This is a genomic window from Microtetraspora niveoalba (assembly GCF_001570405.1).
GTDB classification, from domain to species: domain Bacteria; phylum Actinomycetota; class Actinomycetes; order Streptosporangiales; family Streptosporangiaceae; genus Microtetraspora; species Microtetraspora niveoalba.
Window position 1 is genome coordinate 138,122 of sequence record NZ_BBYM01000020.1, and the last position, 20,597, is coordinate 158,718.

The 20,597-nt window shown below is 73.0% G+C and carries 18 protein-coding genes and 1 pseudogene; 8 read left to right on the forward strand and 11 right to left on the reverse strand.

Going from position 1 to position 20,597, the window contains the following annotated elements:
• Positions 1-3,267 (forward strand): ATP-dependent helicase, encoded by a 3,267-nt coding sequence (locus AWQ70_RS21400; RefSeq protein WP_067178919.1) that lies wholly within the window; start codon positions 1-3, stop codon positions 3,265-3,267.
• A 3-nt stretch (positions 3,268-3,270) separates the two neighbouring features.
• On the opposite strand, the gene AWQ70_RS21405 is transcribed toward AWQ70_RS21400, so the two are convergent.
• The 4 genes and pseudogenes from AWQ70_RS21405 to AWQ70_RS21415 form a co-directional block, all read right to left on the reverse strand.
• The gene (locus AWQ70_RS21405) at positions 3,271-3,843 is read right to left on the reverse strand and encodes a Uma2 family endonuclease (protein ID WP_067178858.1); all 573 of its coding nucleotides are present in this window, start codon (positions 3,841-3,843) and stop codon (positions 3,271-3,273) included.
• 338 nt (positions 3,844-4,181) lie between these two features.
• Complete coding sequence (locus AWQ70_RS42560; RefSeq protein WP_444543141.1) at positions 4,182-4,946, reverse strand: site-specific integrase; 765 nt, start codon at positions 4,944-4,946, stop codon at positions 4,182-4,184.
• Positions 4,932-6,098, reverse strand: a pseudogene (locus AWQ70_RS42565) (RNA polymerase sigma factor); the annotation flags it as partial. The pseudogene AWQ70_RS42565 and the gene AWQ70_RS42560, both read right to left, overlap by 15 nt.
• 67 nt (positions 6,099-6,165) lie before the next feature.
• Positions 6,166-6,489, reverse strand: a complete 324-nt coding sequence (locus AWQ70_RS21415; protein ID WP_067178860.1) for a YciI family protein — start codon at positions 6,487-6,489, stop codon at positions 6,166-6,168.
• Positions 6,490-6,596: 107 nt separating this feature from the next.
• Here AWQ70_RS21415 and AWQ70_RS21420 point away from each other — a divergent pair, with 107 nt between their 5' ends.
• On the forward strand, positions 6,597-6,989 hold the full coding sequence (locus AWQ70_RS21420; RefSeq protein ID WP_245647078.1) for a DUF1801 domain-containing protein: 393 nt from the start codon (positions 6,597-6,599) through the stop codon (positions 6,987-6,989).
• A 31-nt stretch (positions 6,990-7,020) separates the two neighbouring features.
• Here the strand turns inward: AWQ70_RS21420 and AWQ70_RS21425 are convergent, their stop codons facing one another.
• Genes AWQ70_RS21425 through AWQ70_RS21435 form a run of 3 tightly spaced genes read right to left on the reverse strand, consistent with a single transcriptional unit; the run spans position 7,021 to position 11,400 of the window.
• Positions 7,021-8,643, reverse strand: coding sequence for an IucA/IucC family protein (locus AWQ70_RS21425; RefSeq protein WP_084517546.1), 1,623 nt, complete (start codon positions 8,641-8,643; stop codon positions 7,021-7,023).
• Positions 8,644-8,662: 19 nt separating this feature from the next.
• Positions 8,663-10,240, reverse strand: a complete 1,578-nt coding sequence (locus AWQ70_RS21430) for an IucA/IucC family protein (protein ID WP_245647079.1) — start codon at positions 10,238-10,240, stop codon at positions 8,663-8,665.
• Positions 10,237-11,400 (reverse strand): ATP-grasp domain-containing protein, encoded by a 1,164-nt coding sequence (locus AWQ70_RS21435; protein ID WP_067178864.1) that lies wholly within the window; start codon positions 11,398-11,400, stop codon positions 10,237-10,239. Before AWQ70_RS21435 ends, AWQ70_RS21430 begins: the two co-directional genes overlap by 4 nt.
• A 109-nt stretch (positions 11,401-11,509) precedes the next feature.
• On the opposite strand from AWQ70_RS21435, the gene nudC reads away from it, so the two are divergent.
• Positions 11,510-12,412, forward strand: coding sequence for an NAD(+) diphosphatase (gene nudC, locus AWQ70_RS21440; protein WP_067178929.1), 903 nt, complete (start codon positions 11,510-11,512; stop codon positions 12,410-12,412).
• A 42-nt stretch (positions 12,413-12,454) separates the two neighbouring features.
• On the opposite strand, the gene AWQ70_RS21445 is transcribed toward nudC, so the two are convergent.
• Complete coding sequence (locus AWQ70_RS21445) at positions 12,455-12,715, reverse strand: mycoredoxin (protein WP_373282354.1); 261 nt, start codon at positions 12,713-12,715, stop codon at positions 12,455-12,457.
• Between the two features lie 58 nt (positions 12,716-12,773).
• Positions 12,774-13,691, reverse strand: coding sequence for an alpha/beta hydrolase (locus AWQ70_RS21450; RefSeq protein WP_067178868.1), 918 nt, complete (start codon positions 13,689-13,691; stop codon positions 12,774-12,776).
• A gap of 113 nt (positions 13,692-13,804) precedes the next feature.
• Between AWQ70_RS21450 and AWQ70_RS21455 the strand changes: the two genes are divergently transcribed.
• From AWQ70_RS21455 to AWQ70_RS21475, 5 genes are all read left to right on the forward strand, one after another.
• Positions 13,805-15,850, forward strand: coding sequence for an ATP-dependent DNA helicase UvrD2 (locus AWQ70_RS21455; protein WP_067178870.1), 2,046 nt, complete (start codon positions 13,805-13,807; stop codon positions 15,848-15,850).
• A 12-nt stretch (positions 15,851-15,862) separates the two neighbouring features.
• Positions 15,863-16,729: an acyl-CoA thioesterase gene (locus AWQ70_RS21460; protein ID WP_067178872.1), complete on the forward strand. Its 867-nt coding sequence runs from the start codon at positions 15,863-15,865 to the stop codon at positions 16,727-16,729.
• Between the two features lie 305 nt (positions 16,730-17,034).
• Positions 17,035-17,313, forward strand: coding sequence for a hypothetical protein (locus AWQ70_RS21465; protein WP_067178874.1), 279 nt, complete (start codon positions 17,035-17,037; stop codon positions 17,311-17,313).
• 120 nt (positions 17,314-17,433) lie between these two features.
• Positions 17,434-17,697, forward strand: coding sequence for a WhiB family transcriptional regulator (locus tag AWQ70_RS21470; RefSeq protein WP_061259399.1), 264 nt, complete (start codon positions 17,434-17,436; stop codon positions 17,695-17,697).
• A 41-nt stretch (positions 17,698-17,738) separates the two neighbouring features.
• Entirely contained in the window at positions 17,739-17,921 is a 183-nt protein-coding gene (locus AWQ70_RS21475; protein WP_067178876.1) for a hypothetical protein, read from the forward strand.
• 273 nt (positions 17,922-18,194) lie between these two features.
• Here AWQ70_RS21475 and AWQ70_RS21480 read toward each other — a convergent pair whose 3' ends face one another.
• Positions 18,195-19,508: an ABC1 kinase family protein gene (locus tag AWQ70_RS21480; protein ID WP_444543138.1), complete on the reverse strand. Its 1,314-nt coding sequence runs from the start codon at positions 19,506-19,508 to the stop codon at positions 18,195-18,197.
• Between the two features lie 20 nt (positions 19,509-19,528).
• Positions 19,529-20,593, reverse strand: coding sequence for a ThiF family adenylyltransferase (locus AWQ70_RS21485; protein WP_067178878.1), 1,065 nt, complete (start codon positions 20,591-20,593; stop codon positions 19,529-19,531).
• Positions 20,594-20,597: the final 4 nt, after the last annotated feature.

Genomic DNA, 20,597 nt, shown 5'->3' on the forward strand with positions numbered 1-20,597 from the left:
ATGGCCGAGGGGAAGGACGACGCCCACACCGAGCCCGAGTGGCAGCCGGCCAGGCTGAGCCCCGCCGAGCTCGCCGAGAAACTCGGCATCCTCCCCCCGACCCCCGAACAGGCCGCCGTCATCGAGTCCGAGCCGGAGCCGATGGTCGTCGTGGCCGGCGCCGGGTCGGGCAAGAGCGAGACCATGGCCGGCCGGGTCGTCTGGCTGGTCGCGTCGGGCAAGGTCCGGCCGGAGCAGATCCTCGGGCTGACCTTCACCCGCAAGGCCGCCGCCGAGCTGGCCGAGCGGGTGCGCAGACGGCTCGCCGGGCTCGCCTCGGCCGGCCTGGTCCCGGCCGCGCTGCTCGACGCCGAGCCCACGGTCTCGACCTACCACGCGTACGCCGCCCGGCTGGTCACCGACCACGCGCTGCGCGAGGGCCTGGAGCCGACGATGCGGCTGATGAGCCCGGCCGTCGCCTGGCAGATGGCCGCCCGGATCGTCGGACAGTACGACGGCCCGATGGACCTGGTCGACCTCGGCCCGCCGAGCGTCACCGCCGCCGTCCTGGAGCTCGCCGGCGAGATGGCCGAGCACCTGCGCGGCGCCGACGAGGTGCGCGAGGTCGGCGCGTGGCTCCGGGAGCGCCTCGCCGAGCTGCCCGGGAAGGCCACGGCGGCCCAGCAGCGGCCGGTGCGCACCCAGGCGATCCGCGAGCAGCTCCTGCCGCTGGCCGAGGCGTACGCGCGGGTGAAACGCGCCCGGGAGGTCATCGACTACGGCGACCAGATGGCGCTGGCGGCGCGCATCGCGGCGAAGCACCCCGAGGTGGGCGCGACGGAGCGGTCCCGGTTCTCCGTCGTCCTGCTCGACGAGTACCAGGACACCAGCCACGCCCAGCTCGTGCTGCTCCGCTCCCTCTTCGGGGGCGGGCACCCGGTCACGGCGGTGGGCGACCCCTGCCAGTCGATCTACGGCTGGCGCGGCGCGTCGGCGGGCAACCTGTCCCGCTTCCCCGAGGACTTCCCGACGTCGGCGGGGGAGCCCGCGCCCGTCCGGCAGCTCTCCGTCAGCTTCCGCAACGGCGAGCGGGTGCTCGACGTGGCCGCGAAGATACAGGTGCCCCTGCGGGACGGGCGGCGCGGGAACGTGCCCGTGCTCGTGCCCGGCTCCAACCGCGCCGACCGAGGCCGGGTCGTCTGCGCCTTCCACGCCACCGCCGAGGACGAGGCCGCCTGGATCGCGGACGGCATCGCCGGGAGGATCGGCACGCGGGACGCGCCCGACGGCCTGCCCTGGGGCGAGGGCGAGCGGGACCGCCCCCTGCAGGCCAGGGACTTCGCCATCCTCGCCCGCAAACGCTCGCAGTTCCCCACTCTGCGGCGCGCGCTGGAGGACCGCGGCGTCCCGGTCGAGGTCGTCGGCCTGGGCGGCCTGCTGACCGTCCCCGAGGTGGCCGACATCGTGGCCACGCTGCGCGTCCTCTACGACCCGACCGCGGGAGACGCTCTCGTGCGGCTGCTGGCGGGGCCGCGCTGGCGGATCGGCCCGGCCGACCTGAAGGTCCTCGGCGACCTCGCCCGAGATCTGAGCCAGGAGAGCAGGCGGGCGGGCGACCCGCTCGAGCAGGTCATGGCCGACCTGGAGAGCGAACGCGGCAGCCTGATCGACGCGCTCGACGAGTTGCCCGACCGGCCCGAGTGGCTGGAGCCGTTCTCCCCGCTCGCCCGGGTCCGCCTGCCCGCGCTCGCGGGCGAGCTCAGGTCGTTGCGGGCCCGCGCGGGCCAGCCGCTGCCCGACCTCATCACCGAGATCGAGCGCAGGCTCGGCCTCGACATCGAGGTGGCCGCGCGCGGCGGCAGCGCCCTCGCGGCGCGGGCCGACCTCGACGCGTTCCTCGACGCCGCCGCCCGCTTCGCCGGGGACGCCGAGGACCCCACGCTGGGCGCGTTCCTCGCCTATCTCAAGGCGGCCGAAAGCGAGGAGTTCGGCCTGGAGGCCGGGCGGGTCGGCGAGACCGACAGCGTCAAGCTCATGACCGTCCACGCGTCCAAGGGACTGGAGTGGCCGGTCGTCGTCGTCCCCGGCCTGTCCCAGATCACCACCCAGAAGGGCGGCCTGGCCAGGGGCAGCGTCTTCCCCGCCACGCCCGTCACCAACTCGCGGTGGACGGAGAACTTCCGCAAGCTGCCGTACCCGCTGCGGGGCGACGTGTCGGACCTGCCGGAGCTGGCCGGGCTCGACAAGGACGCGCTCGCCGACTTCGACGAACGTTGCCGCGACCGGGACCTGCTGGAGGAGCGTCGCCTCGCGTACGTCGCCGTGACCCGGGCGCACTACCTGCTGATCGCGTCGGGGTACCGCTGGGGCGGCTCGTCCAAGCCGCTCGAACCGTCGGAGTTCCTCGACGAGATCCGCGCGGCGGGCGCGACCGTGGCCCGCTGGGACGAGAGCGACGCGGAGGAGAACCCGCTGCTCGCCGAGCCCTCCGAAGCGTCCTGGCCCGCCGTGTCCGTACGCGACGCGGTGCTTGAGGGCGCCCGCATGGTCGAGGAGGCCATGGAGCGGGCGCTCGACGGCCAGGAGGATCCCGTCCACGTCAAGAGTGAGCGGACGCGCGCCTGGGCCAGGGACACCGAGCTGCTCCTGAAGGAGCGCGAGCGGCGCGCCGAGTCTGCGGTCGTCGATCTGCCGGCGCGGTTGTCCGTGTCGTCGCTCGTCACCCTCGCCGGCGACCCGTCCGCGCTGGCCCGGCAGGTACGGCGTCCGCTGCCGAGGAAGCCCGCGCCCCTCGCGCGGCGGGGCACCGCGTTCCACGCCTGGCTGGAGTCGCGCTGGGGTCAGCAGCGGCTGATCGACGACTTCGAGCTGCCCGGCGCGTCCGACGAGCTGTCCGACGCCGAGGTCCAGCTCGCCGAGTTGCAGGAGCGGTTCGAGGAGAGCGTGTGGGCCGCGCGCGAGCCGCTCGACCTGGAGGTGCCGTTCGAGACGATGATCGCCGATCGGCTGGTCCGGGGCCGCATGGACGCCGTGTTCACCGACGGCGACGGCTATGTGGTGGTGGACTGGAAGACCGGCGAGCGCCCGCGCGGCAGGGCCGCCCGCACGGCGGCCGTCCAGCTCGCGGCCTACCGCCTGGCCTGGGCGTCGCTCGCCGGGGTGCCGCTGGAGAAGGTCGGCGCGGCCTTCCACTACGTCCGCTCGAACGAGACGGTGCGGCCGGTCGACCTGCTCGACGCGGAGGGCCTGGCCGACCTGATCCGCCGCGTACCCGAAGTGGGCACATGAGGATCAGTCGAAGATCAGCGAGGTGTCGAGCTTGACGCCGAACGGCTCGGGCAGCTCGAGCGGCTGACCCGCCTCCACCGTCACGACCTCCTGGTACGGCTGCCGCTCGTCGTCCATCGCGAGATCGCCCACCGGACCGCTCATCAGCGTGACCGTCGGCGGGGCGGTCACCGGATCGACGACGAGATAGAGCGGCACGCCCGCCCGCGCGTAATCCATCGGCTTCTCGTACCAGTCCACGGTACGTGTGCCGGGCGAGCACACCTCCACGACCAGCAGCGTGCCGTATCCGTGCAGGCGCATGTCGTCGTGCCGCTCCGGATGCCGGGGCGTCACGGTCAGGTCGGGGATGCGATGGTCGAGCAGCGGAGGGATGTGGACGGCCACGTTCTGATGGATTCGCCAGCCGTTGGCGCGCTTGACGGGGAACAGCATGTCGACGAGGGACTCGACGACGTCGGCGCTCGAAATGCTCGTCCACGGGCTCACGACGACGCGCCCCCACGAGATCTCCGCGGTGTAGCCGGCGTCGTTGAGCTCCAGGCAGAGCCGTTGGATCTCGGCTTCGGCGTCCAACGGCTCCTCCGGTGGCTCTGGCGGTGGTAGGGGGGCGGGGGCGGGATGCGTGACGCGTCGCCGGTGCTCGACGAGAGGCATGTGGGTCCCATCCTTTCGGACTCCTCGCGCCGTCTCATGGTACGTGTGGTCGCTGTCGCGTGACGGACAGTAACAGCGGAGCGGGACGGCGCCCGAGGAGCCGGACAGGCGCGGGAGAAGTCTCTCCACCTCGGAAGAAGGATGCCTCCCGAACAGGGGCCGTACGGCCACACCCGTTCGCGAAGGAGGGGGACCCGGGACGGCGTGAGCGACGCCCCCGGTTCGACCGACGGCGCAGAACGACCTCCAGCGGGTGATCAGTCGCGTGGTTTGAGCCGGCGGAGGGTGTAGCCGTCGCCGGCCGGGTCCAGGGGCTTGGTGGCCCGCTTGAAGAGGTACTCGGCCCGCTCGTACGACAGCCGGCCGCGGCCGGTCTCCGGGCACAGGTCCGCCGCGGCCGGTCTCCGGGCCGGTCCGGGACGCCGGTCGGCAAGGAAGAGCGGGCCGCGGGCGCGGCCGGCCACCAGCCGGGGGAGCAGCGCCGCGGTTCCGGAACGCCAGGTCACCCAGGTGCCGCCCGCGCGCGCCCGGCGGTCGTCCAGGTCCAGGTCCTCGACGTTGAGCGACAACACCGCCGTCACTCGGGCCGCCGACTCGTGCAGGAGCCGCCACAGGGTCCGCTCCCGAAGGGAGATGCCGGGGAGGTCCCACAGCTCGTCGAGCAGCGCCGGGTCGATGGACTCCGTGCGGGTACGGCTCTCGGCCCGCCGGTCGAGCCCGGCCGCGAGGTCGTCGAGGGAGGCCCAGGCGCAGAACGACCGCAGGGCCGACCGGTGCCGGTTCCACGTCTTGGCCGCCGCCTCGCCCCAGGCCGTACGGAACACCAGGGCCACCTGGTCGGCGGTGAGAGAGGCCGCCGGCAGCTCGTCGCCCAGGGACAGGCGCAGCCGCCGCAGGGTCTGCCCGTACGAGCGGACGGTCGCCGCGTCCAGCCCGGCGCGGTCCAGGAAGTCGCGGGCGGCCTGCCCGAGGGTGAGCGCCGGCGCGTCCGGAGCGGTGATCTCGTCCGCGCGGTGGCTCAGGAAGGCACGCTCGGCGACGTTCCTGGTCAGGGACGCCGCACGCCGGAACTCCCGGCGCGCCTCCTCCCGGCGTCCGAGCCGCAGCAGGAGGTCGCCCCGGACGCTCGGGAGCAGGTGGTAGTCCCGCAACGCGGCGTCGGCGGTCAGCGCGTCCGCCACCGCGAGACCCGCCTCCGGCCCGTACGCCATCCCGAGCGCCACAGCGTGGTTGAGCCGCACGACGGGGGTCGGCAGCAGCCGGGACAACGCCTCGTACAGGCTCGCGATCCGGGGCCAGTCGGTGTCCGCCGCGGTCCGCGCCTGCGCGTGGCACACGGCGATCACCGCCTGGAGCAGGTACGGACCGGGCGGCCCGCCCGCCTCCCGCGCGCGCAGCATCGCGGTGAAGCCGCGGCGGACGAGCAACTGGTCCCAGCGTCCCCGGTTCTGCTCGTGCAGCTGGACCGGCTCCCCCGAGGGCCCCGTACGGGCGGCGGACCGCGACGCCTGGAGCTCCATGAGAGCGACCAGTCCGTGCACCTCGGCCTCGCGCGGCGCCAGCTCGGCCAGCAGCCGGCCGAGCCGCAGCGCCTCCAGGCAGAGCTCCGGCCGCATCAGATCGTCGCCGGACGTCGCCGAGTAGCCCTCGTTGAAGATCAGATAGATGACCCCGAGCACCGACGACAGGCGCTCGGCCAGCTCGGCGCCGTCCGGCAGCTCGAACGGCACCCGCTCCTCGGCCAGCGTCCGCTTCGCCCCGGCGATCCGCTGGACGATCACCTGCTCGCCGACCAGGAAGGCCCGCGCGATCTCGGCGGCGGTCAGTCCGCCGAGCAGCCGGAGCGTCAGCGCGACCCGCGCCTCGGTCGGCAGGACGGGGTGGCAGGACAGGAACATCAGCCGCAGGACGTCGTCCCGATCGGCGTCCTCCGGCCGCTGTCCCAGCTCGTACGCGATCTGCTCGTGCTTGCGCTCCAGCCGCTCGGACCGGCGGATGTGGTCGACGGCGCGGCGCTTGGCGACGGCCGTCAGCCAGGCGCCGGGGTTGTCCGGGACGCCGGACTCCGGCCACTGTTCGAGCGCGGAGACGAGCGCGTCCTGGGCCAGCTCCTCGGCGAGGCCGACGTCACCCAGCATCCCGGTGAGCGTGGCGACGATCTTGGCCGACTCCATCCTCCAGACCGCGTCGATCGTCCGCCGTACGCCTTCCACCGGGAGTTCCTCGCCGATCACGGTCGTGTCAGGGGCCGAAGACCTGCTGGATCACGCTCTCGCCGTCACCCACGATCTTGCGGAAACGGCGGGTGAGCTCGATCGCCTCCTCCTTGCTGCGGACCTCGACCAGCGCGAAACCGGCCACCGCCTCCTTCGCCTCGGCGAACGGGCCGTCGGTCACCGTGATCTCGTCGCCCCAGGACGTGACGCGGACGCCCCCGGCCTCCAGGCCGCCGGTGGCCAGCAGGACGCCGGCGGCGGTCAGCTCCTCGACGAACGTGGCCATCTCGGCGAACAGCTTCTCGTCGGGGACGCTGTCGGTGGCCTTGGTCGTCATCAGGTAGCGCATGAGGGTCTCTCCTTCTTTCCGGTGTCTCGCCTAGACGTCGAACGGGCCGTACGACAGGGAACGACGGCGTTCCCTGTCATATCACCCGATCGACGTGTCGGTGAGAAGTGAAGAAGCCGAACTTCAGGAAGGACACGGACATGGCCCGGTTCGCCGCCGTCGAGGACTACGTCGCCGCTCTCCCCGAGCCCCTGCGCGAGATCGGCGAGAAGCTGCTGCCGCTCATCGAGGAGGTGCTGCCGGGAGCGGGCGCGGTCTGGCACGGGCACCCGGTGTGGAGCCTGGGCCCGGCCCCGGGAAAGCAGCCCGTCTCCTACATCAAGGCGTACTCGGCCCACGTGACCTTCGGGCTCTGGCGCGGGCAGGAGATCGACGACCCGTCCGGCCGGCTGGAACCCGCCGCGCGGGTGATGGCCGCGGTCAAGCTCCGCTCAGTGGACGACATCGACGCCGAGCTGTTCATCGACTGGCTGCGCCGGGCCCGCGACCTGGAGGGCTGACCGCGGCCCCGGCCGTGCGGCGCGGGGTGTGTCAGGCGAGAGGGTTGGCGATCGGGACGTACCCGGCGGAGCGGTCGGCGTCCCTGGCCCAGCGGACCCCGAGGTTGGCCTTCGCGGGCAGCGGCGCCCCCGCGAGCAGCTCGGCCAGGAGGGGCGGCGTGCCGTGCCCGGCCGCGTACGTCGTGAGGACGTCCCGGCAGATCGACCACAGCTCGGGCAGGACGGCCCGTCCGGCGTGCTCGGCCACCGAGGCGGCGATCTCGGCCAGGTGGTTGACCATCAGGCAGTAGACGACCCGGTTCCAGCCGCGGTCGGCGTCGTAGGCCAGCGCCCCGGCCACCGCCGGGGGCAGGCCGGACAGGTCGTGCCGGTCCCGGACGAGTTTCGTCCCCTCCATGTCCCGAAATATCGCTTCAACGGGGAGATCGTGGTGGTCGATCCCGAGCAGCACGTTCTGCAGGTGGGGTTCCAGGACGACGCCATGCGTGAAATACGCGTCCAGCACCGGCGGCGCCACCCGCTCCACATAGCACCGCCACCACACCAGAGGGTCGGCCGTGCCGCAGGGACCGCCGTCCGCCGTACCGCGCGGCGCGGCGAGGGCGCCGGCGAGGACCGGGGTGACGCCGGGGCCGCACACCGTCCACGGGCCCGGCCGGAGGATCACGCCCAGCCCTTCGAGCAGCCGGACGCCGAGGCCCGCGGACCGGTAGCCGGGCTCGGGCAGCCACCGGGTGCCCGGGAAGCGCGCCGCGAGCCGCGCGAACACCGGACCGAGCCGCTCGGTCAGCTCCACCGCGCCGGCCAGCTCGTACCAGGCGTTCTTGCGCACGCAGTTGGTGATCCGCACGTCCAGGCTGAACTTCAGGCACATGCCGGTGCCCGGATCGAAGACGGTGCGGACCGACGAGGTGGGCGCCACCGGCCGGGGCGTCTCGCCCAGATCGACCAGCCGCCCGTCGGCCAGCGGCTCGCGCAGATCGGCGGCGAGCAGGCCGAGCTGCCACGGATGCGCCGGCAGCGGGACGTATCCCGCCGGGGCCGAGCCGGACAGGTCGAGCGCGCGGGTGTCGCCCCGCTCCGCGACCAGATCGGCACGTACGCCGAGCAGCCGGAGCGGGAACTCCGCGTGCGCCTCGGGCGCGTAGCGCAGCCAGCCGTCCCCCTCCCGCGCCTTCGGCGACGGATGGAACGGGTGGCCCGCGACCAGCGCCTGCTCCGACGCGAGCCACGGATCGCCGGGGGCCGCGCCGCCTTCGCGGGCGTCGAGCAGCGCGCCGATCGCCTCGCGGCTGCGCGCCACCTGCCCGGCGAACTCGTCGTTGCCGCCGGGCAGCTCCCGCTCGATCAGCGCGACCAGCATCTCCGAGGTGAGCGGCCGCCACGCGCCGTCCGAGAGCCACTCGGCCGGGCCGTCGAAACGCAGCGCGATCCCGCCGTGGACGCGGGCGCGCAGCAGCGTCCCCGCCACCCGCAGCAGCACGTACGGCTCCGCAGGCCAGACCAGCCCGCGCGGCCCGGCCACCTCGCGGACGCAGCAGCGCAGCAGCGCGCCCAGCGTCACGGCCTCCGCGATCGCGCCGCGGCCGTCCCCGGGAGCTTGAGGGCGGTCGAGGTCGCTGAGGCGGCTGTCCGCCGTGGAAACGGCGTTCATCCATTCTCCTTCGGCGAGGTCATCGCGGGAATCGGAGGTAGTTCGGCCCGCTGGTGCCGTAGAACTTGTTGACGTCCCTGGCCCCCGTCCGTTCCTTGTCGACGAGGGTGGCGGCGGTGACCATGGACTTGCCGACCAGCCGGGCGGCGTCGAGCGTCCTGGCCCGCAGCAGGCGGGCCATCGGGTGCTCGCCGAACTCGGCGAGCGCGGTGTCGAGCGTGTCCCGCACCAGCCCGGCGGCGCCCTCGACCGCCCCGAACGTGATCGCGGCCGCGGCCAGATGCAGCGTGATCGTCACGAACACGTCGGCGAGGGAGTGCGGGTCGTCGGTCAGCATGCGCTCGTCGGCGAAGTCCGGTACGGCGAGCCCGGCCGCGGCCAGCCGGTCCGGCGCGGCGAGGAGGCCGTCGTTGTCCTTCACCAACAGCCGCATCGCGCCGTCCGCGAAGAGCAGTGACAGGTTCTGCTGGTGCGCCTCGAGCGCGATGCCGTACCGGACGAAGAGCCGGACGTTCCACGCGAAGAGGATGGTCAGGTAGTCGCGGAGCAGCGCCCCGACCTCGCCTCCGTAGAACCGGGCGGCCAGCTCGGGAAGCACACCGGGCGCGGCGAGGGCCGCCACCGGGACGATCTCCCCGGGAGGCAGCCGCCGGATCATCCAGCCGAGGTACTCGTGCCCGGCGTGGCCGTGGAGCTGCTCGTCGGCGAGGAGCACCGGCAGGTCCGGCTCCGCGCGGAGCACGTCCCGGAGCAGCCTCTCGGCCAGCGCGCCGTCCCGGAGGGTCGAGGGCTTGATCGACCGCCGGTTGCGCAGCCCGAGCGTGCTCGTCGGGATCGGCAGCTTGAGGTGCAGCCGCTCGCCGGCCGCCACCGTGCGCATCGACAACGTCGGCCTGACCCGCAGGTGCGGCAGGCCCGCCACGATGACGCCGGGGATGCCGGCGACGACGGGCAGCGCGAGCGGGTGCACGGGGAAGACCAGGTGCGTGTCCGCCAGCCCGCCGGGCAGCCCGACGTCGGCGGGCCGGGGGAACAGGCCGGGGAGGGGCTCGGCCTCGGGCGAGAGCGTGACGCGTTCCCGCCGGACCGCCGCCCAGCGGAGCTCGAACGCGGGCGCGAACTCGGGGGCGTACGCCAGCAGGCCCTCGGCGGGGACGCCGAGGCGGCAGCGCGCCGTCGGGTACACGGGATGGTCCACGGCCGCGGCGAGCGCCTCGTAGCGTATGGGGCCGCGGGCCCGCTCCAGCGCCCGCTTCCCGTGCCGGTCGTACAGCTCCAGCGCGGCCAGGGTCTCGTGGCATTCGGCGGCGAAGGCGGCGACCCCGGCGGCGTCGGCCGGGGTGGCGACCGCCTCCAGCGTCTCCAGGACCTCCGCGAGCGTGAGCGTGACCTCGGGCGCGATGGAGAAGTCCTGGAACAGGCCGCCGGGCGCGAGCCGTACCCTCCGGCCGGACGCGAGCACGAGGGCGACGCCCTCCCTGTCGCGCTCCAGCCGGGACGCCATGCCCGCGAAGTCCTCGCGGAGCAACGCGTTCAGCACCCGCCCCGCCAGGTAGGGCTCGCGGCCCACCGGGCCCAGCCCGGCCATCGCGCTCATCCGATCACCCACGGCGCGTCGTCGCGGAACGACGTCACGGCCGCGTCCACGCGGACGCGGTCGGGTCCGATCGCGCGGAGCAGGCCCAGGTAGTCGCGATTGGTGCGGGTCAGCTCGACCCGGTCGCCCACCCGTCGCAGCGGCCGGTGCCACAGGCGCACGCCGTCGTGCTCCCGCGGGGCTTCCCCGTGGGCGGGGGCGGCCGTCACCACGCCCGGGCGGTCGGCGACGAGGCTGACCACCGCGCCGTGCCCGGCGACGCCGCTCTCCGGCCACTCCGGCAGCGGCTCGCCCGCGTGCACCCGGAGGATCCACTCGAAGAGGGGCACGCCGATCAGGTCGGCCAGGAGCAGGTCGCAGTTGTCGCCGATCACCCGGTAGTTGACCTCGACGATCCGCGGCCCCTCCGGCGTGACGACGTACTCGGTGTGGCAGGCGCCGAAGCCGACGCCCAGCGCGGCCAGCGCGGCCAGCACATGCGCCCGCGCGCCCGGGGGCGGCTCCGGATCCCAGTCGAGCCGCTCCTCCACGAAGTGCGGCAGCGGGCCGAGCGTGGTGCGGAAGCCTCCCAGCACGGCCGGCGCGCGGCCGTCGCCGAGGGTCTCCAGGGTGTGGAGCGGTCCGTCGAGGTACTCCTCCGCCACCAGGGTCTCGCCGGGCCGCCGCGTCCTGATCTCCGCGACCGCGCGGGCCAGCTCGCCGGCGTCCCCGACGAGCACGACGTCCTCGCTGGCCACCCCCGCCGCCGGCTTCACCACCACCGGGTACGGCAACGCCTCCGGCGGGGGCGCCCCCGGCGGGAGCCGTACGGACCGGACGGACTCGACCGGGGCGAGCCGCTCGCGGGTGAGGGCCTTGTTCTTCGCGGTGACGCAGGCGCGCCAGTCCTTGCCGGGCAGCCCGAAGTACGCGGCGGCGAGCGCGGTCTCGGCCTGGATGTGGTCGGAGTTGGAGAAGACGACGCCGGGCGGGTGGTGCCGCGCGATGGTGTCGATGACGGCGCGGACGTCGCGCACGTCGGTCTCGATGGTCTCGAATCCGGGATATCCGGCGGGGTGGTCGGTCAGGATCGTCACGTCCCACCCCAGGCTCTCGGCGGCGGGCAGGAAGCCCTCGATGACCGAGTCGGTGGGATTCAGCGATGTGAGGTACAGCCGCACGCAGTTACCCCCGAAGGTAAGGCTAACCTAACCCGGCTCATCCTAGCCTTCGGGAGATCATTTTGGTGGCGAATGGAAAGATAGGCGAGTGGAAACGACTGACGTGCTCATGGGGCCGTTGCTGCTGTCGCGCGGGGTCGTCGACCGCTCGGCCGCGCTGCGAGGCGACGAGGAGTGGCTGCGGCGTGTCTGGGCCGACGAGGCGACCCGCGTCCTGCTCGTCCACGAGGGCGAGACCCTGGTCCGGAGCCGGGGCGCCGAGGCGAGCCTGGCGCTGATGTCACCGGCCCAGGCGCCGGAGGGCCCGCGCTATCTGCTCGGCGTCGACGCGGGCGGCGTGCCGTACTTCGCGGTCAAGGCGCCGTTCGGTTCCGGGGCTCCCGCCCCCGACGCGTACGGCGCTCCGATGGGGCTGCGGCAGGCCGGAGCGCTGCTCGACGACCGGGACGCGGGCCTGTTCGTCTACGCGGTCGCGCTTGAGGCATGGCACGCCGGGCACGAGCACTGCCCCCGTTGCGGAAGCCGTACGGAGATCGCGTCGTCGGGCCACATGCGGATCTGCCCCGGCGACGGCAGCCAGCACTTCCCCCGGGTGGACCCCGCGGTGATCATGCTGGTGCGCGACGACGACGACCGGGTGCTGCTGGCCAGGGGGCCGCAGTGGCCGCAGGGCCGGATGTCGGTGCTCGCCGGGTTCGTCGAGCCCGGAGAGTCGCTGGAGCAGGCCGTCCTGCGCGAGGTCCTCGAAGAGGTCGGCGTCGTCGCCGCGGACCCCCGATACATGGGCAGCCAGCCGTGGCCGTTCCCCCGCAGCCTGATGCTGGGGTTCTTCGCCCGGGCGCTGACCACGGAGCTGCGGCCGGACGCCGACGAGATCGCCGAGGCCCGCTGGTGGACCAGAGACGAGCTGGGAGCGGCGGTGCGCTCGGGAGAGCTGGGCCTGCCGTCCCAGGTCTCGATCGCTCGCAGGCTCATCGAGACCTGGTACGGCTCGCGCATCGACGGCGACTGAGCCCGGGGCCGGCCTCGTCCCCGGGCAGGTGACGCGCCGGGGTCAGCAGGCGCCCGCGAGGTGCCGCTTGACCTCGGCCACCGAGGGGTTCGTCATGGTGTGGCAGTCGGTGACCACGGTGGGGACCACCTGGTTGCCGCCGTTCACGCTCATGACGAACTCGGCGGCGTCCGGATGCCGCTCGATGTCGATCTCCTCGTAGGCGATGCCCTCGCGGGTGAGCTGGCCCTTGAGCCGCTTGCAGGGGCCGCACCAACTGGTCGTGTAGACGGTGAGCGCCATCTTCGTCCCTTCGTGTGTCATGAGCAGTCATTGACAACACGGGGGACCGTCGCCCGTGTTCCCGAGGGTCGCGGAGCGGCTATTTGGCCAGGCGGGAGGCGATCCAGGACTGCACGCCCTCGGCCACGCCCGGCTCCCGGTAGAGCGCCGAGCTGTGCGCCACGCCGGGCATCGTCCGGATCGTCATCTTCACGCCCACCTCGTCCAGCGTCTGCTTGAGCAGCTCGCTCTGGTACGGCGGCACGAACTCGTCGTCCGAGTGCACGGTGAGCATCGGCGCGTCGCCCGCGCTCGCGTGGAACGCCACCTCCATGCTCGACCAGACCTTGGCGCACTGGGTCGGCCCGCACCCGCCGGCCAGCGCCACCGTCGCCTTGCGGAGCTTGCGCTGGTAGGCGTCCCCGCCGGCGTCGCCGTCGCTGAACGACGTCAGCGGCGAGATCACCGGGGAGACGCCCGCGACGCCGCGCAGCCCGGGAAGGCCGTCGCCGTACGTGCCGACGGCGGCGGCGATGTGCCCGCCCGCCGAGAAGCCGAGCACCACGTAGCGGTCCGGGTCCATGTTGAACGTCTCGGCGTGCTTGCGCACGGTCGCGATGGCGTTGAGCGCGTCGCTGCGCTGCGCCGGCCACGGAGCGTCCCCCGAGAGCCGGTAGTTGATCGTGATCACGGTGTACCCGAGCTGCGCGTAGCTCCGGCTGATCGAGGTGGTGGCCTTCTTGTCGCCGCCCGACCACCATCCGCCGTGGATGATGAAGACCGCCGGGCGCCGCTCTCCCGTGGTGTGCCACCAGACGTCCATCCGCTGCCGCGGGTGCGCGCCGTACGAGAAGGAGCGGACGGTGGTGTCCGAGGGCAGCGGGGCGGCGGATACCGTGGCTGTGGGCGTGGGACTGGGCGACGGCGTGGGGTCACCCGCCGCGGCGTCGGCGCCCGTCTGCGGGAGCAGGACGGCAGCGAGGGCTAAGGATCCGACACCTACCGCTGTCCTTCGCACTGCTCGTTCCTCCTCCGGAGCCGGGTCCCCTGTGGGTAAACCACGCCGTCTCTGTTAGTTGCTGGAAGGATGATGCCAGTTCATCCGTCCGCATCGCATGTTGGGAGCGTTACGTGGACGTCCTCGCGGGGCTGGATCCCGAGCAGCGCGACGTCGCCGAGGCCGTGCGCGGTCCGGTGTGCGTGCTGGCGGGCGCGGGCACGGGCAAGACCCGGGCCATCACCCATCGCATCGCGCACGCCGTGCGCACCGGGGTGGTCGAGCCGCAGGGCGTCCTCGCCGTGACGTTCACCACCCGGGCGGCCGGCGAGCTCAGGCAGCGGCTGCGCCGGCTCGGCGCCCCCGGCGTGCAGGCCCGCACGTTCCACGCGGCGGCGCTGCGCCAGCTCAGCTACTTCTGGCCGCGGGTGATCGGCGGCGACACGCCCCAGATCGTCGAGTCCAAGCTGCCGCTGCTCGTCGAGGCGTGCCGCCTGGCCAGGAGGAACCCCGACCGCGGCGAGCTGCGCGACGTCGCGAGCGAGATCGAGTGGGCCAAGGTCACCCAGGTCGGCCCCGAGGACTATCCCGCCGCCGCGCTCAAGGCCCGGCGCACCCCGCCGATCGCCCCCGAGGAGGTGGCCCGCCTCTACGAGGCGTACGAGGACCTGCGCCGCCGCCGCAACCTGATCGACTTCGAGACGATCCTCGAGCTCACCGCCGCGGTGATGACCGAGCACCGGGAGGTCGCCGCCCAGATCCGCCAGCAGTACCGCTACTTCGTGGTGGACGAGTTCCAGGACGTCAACCCGCTGCAGAAGCTGCTGCTCGACACCTGGCTCGGCGGGCGCGACGACCTGTGCGTGGTCGGCGACCCCAACCAGACCATCTACTCCTTCACCGGCGCGACCCCCCACTATCTGACGACCTTCGCCGTCGAGCACCCCTCGGCCAAGGTGATCAGGCTGGTGCGCGACTATCGCTCCACCCCGCAGGTGGTCACGCTCGCCAACCGCGTCATGGCCCGCTCGCCGCACCGGCTCGAACTGGTCGCGCAACGCCCCGAGGGCCCCGAGCCCGTCTTCACCGAGTACGACGACGAGCCCGCCGAGGCGCTGGGCGTCGCCCTCACCGTGAAGAAGCTCATGGCGGACGGCGTGCCCGCGCGGGAGATCGCCGTGCTCTTCCGGGTCAACGCCCAGTCCGAGGCGTACGAGCAGGCGTTCGCCGAGGCCCGCGTGCCGTACGTGCTGCGCGGGGCGGAGCGGTTCTTCGAGCGCCCCGAGGTGCGGCAGGCCGTGGTCCTGCTCCGCGGCGCCGCCCGCTCGGCGAACGACGAGGAGCCCCTCGCGCCCGGCGTCCACGCGATCCTGTCGGGGATCGGCCTCACCCCCGAGCCACCTGGCGGCGGCAAGGCCAGGGAGAAGTGGGAGTCGCTCAAGGCGCTCGCCGACCTCGCCGAGGACATGGCGGCCGAGGGCGCGGACCTGCCCGCCTTCGTCGCCGAGCTGGAGCGCCGGGCGATGGAACAGCACGCCCCGCCCGTCGAGGGGGTGACGCTCGCCTCGCTCCACGCCGCCAAGGGCCTGGAGTGGGACGCCGTCTTCCTCGTCGGGCTCACCGACGGCATGGTCCCGATCGTGTACGCCGAGACCGCCGAGCAGGTCGAGGAGGAGCGGCGGCTGCTCTACGTGGGCGTGACCCGCGCCCGCGAGCACCTGCACCTCTCCTGGGCGGTGGCCCGCTCCCCGGGCGGCCGCAGGTCGCGCCGGCCGTCCCGGTTCCTCGACGGCCTCTCCCCGAAGACCGCGAGCGCCCCCGCCGCGGAGCGGCGGACGCCGTCGAGGAAGGCGGCGCTCCCCGTCCAGTGCCGCATCTGCGGCAGATCCCTGGCCACGGCCGCGGAACAGAAGCTGGGCCGCTGCGCCGGATGCCCGGCGGACTACGACGAGGAGCTGCTGGAGAGGCTCAAGGCCTGGCGCACCTCCGTCGCCAAGGAGGCCAAGGTCCCCGCGTACGTCGTCTTCACCGACGTGACACTCCAGGCGATCGCCGAGCGGGTGCCCGTCTCCGAGGACGATCTTCTGCGGATCGCGGGGATAGGACGGGTCAAACTGGACCGGTATGGTGACGCTGTGCTTGACCTGTGCCGTGCCGCCGCCGGAGTTTCCGGCGAGTAATGGAGGTTCGTTGTGAACTCCGCGCTCAAGGAGCTCCTCGACCTTCTCGATCTGGAGCAGATCGAGCTGGACATCTTCCGGGGGCGCAGTCCGGAGGAGCGCATCCAGCGGGTCTTCGGCGGACAGGTCGCCGCCCAGGCCCTGGTGGCGGCGGGCCGCACGGTGCCGGCCGAGCGCATGGTCCACTCGCTGCACGCGTACTTCATCCGCCCCGGTGACCCGGCGATCCCGATCGTCTACAACGTCGAGCGGGTGCGCGACGGCCGCTCCTTCACCACGCGCCGGGTCGTCGCGATCCAGCACGGCAAAGCGATCTTCACCATGTCGGCCTCGTTCCACGTCGACGAGCCCGGAGTCGCCCACCAGGCGCGGCCGATGCCCGACGTGCCCGCGCCGGAGAGTCTGCCCACGTTCCAGCAGCGGATGTTCGACGCTGTCGGCGACGACGAGGCGTGGCGCGAATGGACGACCAAGCCGCGTCCGGTCGACTTCCGCTATGTCAGCGCGCTCCCGTGGGAGGCGCAGCGCGACCCCAGCCTGATCAGCACCGAGAACAACGCCTGGTTCCGGTATGACGCCGAGCTGCCCGACGATCCGCTGCTGCACGTCGTGCTCGCCGCGTACGCCTCCGACTTCACCCTCGTCGACACCGTGCTGCTCGCCCACGGGCTGGCCTGGGGGTCGGCGAACATCAGTGGAGCCTCCCTGGACCACGCCATGTGGTTCCACCGCCCGTTCCGCGCCGACGAGTGGATGTTGTACGCCCAGGAGTCGCCCTGGTCGGGCGGAGCCCGCGGCCTCGCCCGGGGCGAGATGTACACCGCGTCCGGGCAGCTCGCGGTGTCGGTCGTCCAGGAGTGCCTGATCCGGGTGAGCTGACGCCCCGGCTGACGGCGTGACCGCGTCAGGTTCGCCGAGACGGACGGAGTCCTCGCGGTCGCGAATGCTGTGGAGACCCGGTAAGTTCGTCCGATGGCGCGGGCCGGCGGAGCAGGAAGCCGCGGAAGCCCGCGCGCGGTACGGGCGGGATCTTCGGCGACATGCCGGGCAGCGTGTCAATGTCGCGAAACCGTGAAAATCGCAGGTAGAAAATAGGTTGCCGGGTTGCCGGTCCCGCATTTAGGGTCATGAAAGTCGGTCGGACGGTCCTGTCCGGCCATCGCATTCAAGCGGAGGTGAGTCTCGTGGTGAACATGATCATCGTTAACAGCCCGTGGCTCGCTTCCGCATGCCCGGTCGCCGATGTCGCGCCGGTCATGCCGATGCGCGGCAGGGCTGCCCGTGCCGAGGCTCTGCCCGGCTCGGCCGCCTTCGGCCTTCTCGCCGACGCGCGCCAGGGCATCCCCGCCTACCGTCCGGCCATCACGGTCCGACGGACGGGCGACGAGCAGCAGACCAGCCACACCACCAACGGTGGAGTGTGCGGTTCGCGTTACGCCTGGAGAGAACCAGTCACAACCTGACTGGTCTCAACTTCAGGCCGCGGATCCGCACACAGGATCCGCGGCCTTCTTGTTTTACCGCCACGTTCCGCCCACCCAAGAGGACAACCAGCCCAGAAATCAATCAAAGAGGTGACGCAGATGGCGGCCCCGGTCATGGACCTGATCGAAGCCGAAATCCCCTGCCGTACCGAACCCGACCTGTGGTTCGCCGAGTCTCCGGAGGACGTGGAGTTCGCCAAGGCGCTCTGCGGAGGCTGCCCGATCCAGAAGGCCTGCCTGGCCCGTGCGCTGGAGCGCGAGGAGCCGTGGGGCGTCTGGGGCGGCGAACTCATCCTGAGGGGGGCGATCGTCCCCCGTAAGCGGCCGCGCGGGCGCCCCCGCAAGACTCCGGTCGCTGCCTGACCCGCACAACCACACGAGAACCGCTGCAAGAGGAGAAGAACATGAACATCACCCCGATCGCCGCCGCGTATATGCATCATGAACTGGTCGATGAGCGAATACGGGGCCTCCGCCAGGAGGCCGCCGAGCAGCGACTGGCCAGTCGCGTACAGGACGTGGAGAAGGCGCGCCGCCAGGCCGAGCGTGCGTCACGGCGTCTGCTCGCGGCGCTCGCGCGCGCCTGATCGCTTCCACCTCGGGGAGCGTGCGTCACCCGGGCGGCCGGACAGGCCGCTCGGCGCGTGGCGGAACATGGCAGGAAGGCCCGGGCCGTTCATCGGCTCGGGCCTTCGCCGTCCGTACGGCCGGGAACACCCGTAATGGTTCGGGGCGAGGGGCGGGACGGCCCGACACCGAGTGAGGCCGATCGACCCCCGCCGGAGGGGCAGCGGGCAGTCGTGGGGAAGCGGGGCCGAGGAAGGGCGCGGGGCCGACCCCGGACGGGCGGCGAGGGCCGGTCAGACCGCGAGGGCGGTGTCCTCCGCCTCGTCGTCGTCGGCGAAGCCGGGCACCCAGCGGACCACCTCGTCCCGGAACCGCGCCGTCGTGCCGAGCTGGCACAGGACGCCCACTCCGGCCGCGTGCACCCGGTGGATCAGCACGTACGACGGGGGAAGGTTGAGCTGGCGCACCACGTTGGTGGGCCGCAGGTCCGCCACGGCCGCCGCCTGGCGCTGCAGCCACTCCCTGCTGAAGCTGAACTCCTCCACCTGGGTGGGCTCGACATAGGGGGCGAGGAACGCCCGCAGCCCGTCGACGTCGACCTCGATGTGCGGCCGGATGAACCCCTCCGCGCGCAGCCCCTCCACGACCGCGTCCATGTCGCCCTGGTTGAAGATGCGGGTCAGCGTGCCGAACGCCAGGGGGTAGCCGTCCGGCAGCCGGTTGACGGCGCCGAAGTCGAGCACCCCGAGCCGGCCGTCCTCCAGCATCCGGAAGTTGCCCGGGTGCGGATCCGCGTGCAGCATGCCGACCCGCGCCGGAGAGGAGAAGAGCAGGCGGACCAGCAGCAGCCCGGCCCGGTCGCGTTGCTCGCGGGTGCCGTCGGTGATGATCCGCGACAGCGCCGTACCGGTCATCCACTCGGTGACCAGGATCTGCTCGTTGGCGGCGATCACGTCCGGCACGAAGAAGTCGGGGTCGTCGCGGAACTCCTGCGCGAACGCGTGCTGCGCCTCCGCCTCGCCGAGATAGTCGAGCTCCTCGGCCACCCGCTCCCTGAGCTCGCTCAGCACCGCCTTGACGTCGAGGCCGGGCAGCAACGCGCCGAAGAGCTTGCCGACCCGGGCCAACTGGTTGAAGTCGGAGAGCAGGGCCTTGCCCGCACCCGGATACTGGATCTTCACCGCGACCGGGCGGCCGTCGTGCCAGACCGCCTTGTGGACCTGTCCGATCGAGGCGGCGGCGCTCGGCGCGTCGTCGAACTCCAGGAAGTTCTCCCGCCAGTCGTCGCCCAGCTGCTCGGCGAGGACCCGGTGGACGACGGAGGCGGGCAGCGGCGGAGCGGCGTCCTGCAGCTTGGTCAGCGTCGCCCGGTACGGCCCGGCGATCTCCGGAGGCAGTGCCGCCTCGAAGATGGACAGGGCCTGGCCGAACTTCATCGCGCCGCCCTTGAGCTCGCCGAGCACCTTGAAGATCTGCTCCGCCGTACGCTGCTGGATCTCCAGGGCGACGATCTCGGCGGACTTGCCGCCGATGCGTTTGCCGAGGCCGAGTGCGGTGCGGCCGGCGAAGCCCAAGGGAAGGGCGGCCAGCTTCGCTGAGCGCGTCACAGCACGTCGCGGGAGGTCACTCACGCGACCATTGTTAGCGAATGTCGGTGGTTTCGACCACAACGACATCGCGGATGGGGGCGGAAGGCGCGCCGATTCCAGCGCCAGTCGGGGGTTATCTCCAGTGTGCCGTTGCTCACAGCGGCGCCTTCGAGCACGGCCAGCGCCTGCCCCGCCGCCTGTGCCGCGACCAGCGCGGACAGGGCCGCGTCGCAGGCGATCTCACCCGCCGGGAAGCCGCCGAGCCGGGCCCGGACGGACGGCCAGGCCGGGTCCCGGTCGCGGTGGAAGAGATCGAGGCAGTCCAGGCACGGGGAGTCGCCGGGACGTACGAGCGGCCCCACGCACCCCCACCCCTCGAACGCGGCGACGAGCAGATGGGGGACGCCCGCGTCGTGCAGCTCGCGCACCAGAAGGGCGTCAAGAGGCTCGACGGGCGCGAGGATCGCGAGATCGGGACGGTGCGCGCCGTCGGCGGGCCGCGAGGCCGTCCGGCCGGTCCAGGCGTTGACCCCCGGCGCCAGCCGCCGGGCGACCGCGACCGCGCCCTCCTCCCGGCTCGCCCCCACATCCGCCGCGCCCAGCCCGCCCGGCGCCGTGTCCCGGGGGCGGGCCGTGCCCGGGTCGACGACGCAGATGTGGCCGACGCCGGAAGCGGCCAGCAGGGCGACGATCCCCGCGCCCACCCTGCCCGCGCCGTACACCCGGATCTGCGCCGCCCTCCTGCGCCGCAGCGCGGCGAGCCCGCCGTCGGCGGCGGTGAGGGAGAGCCGCTCCAGCTCGGGGCGGAGCAGCTCGCGCTCCTCGCGGGACAGCGCGGCGAGCTCGCCCGGCGGAGCGGAGGCGTCCTCGACGAGGCCGTGCCGTACGAGCAGGGCGACCACCTCGTGGGCGGCGTCCGCGCGCAGGCCGCTCGCGGACACGACCTGCTCAAGGGTGCGGGTGCCGTCGAGGCTCTCGACGAGCCGCCGGACGGCGGGCTCCAGATCGGTCAGGACGATCGCGCGCGACGGATGGACGCCGAACTGCAGCGTGCGGCCGTCCCTTTCGACCCGTCGCAGAACGGGCTTCAGACGAGGTCTCATAGCA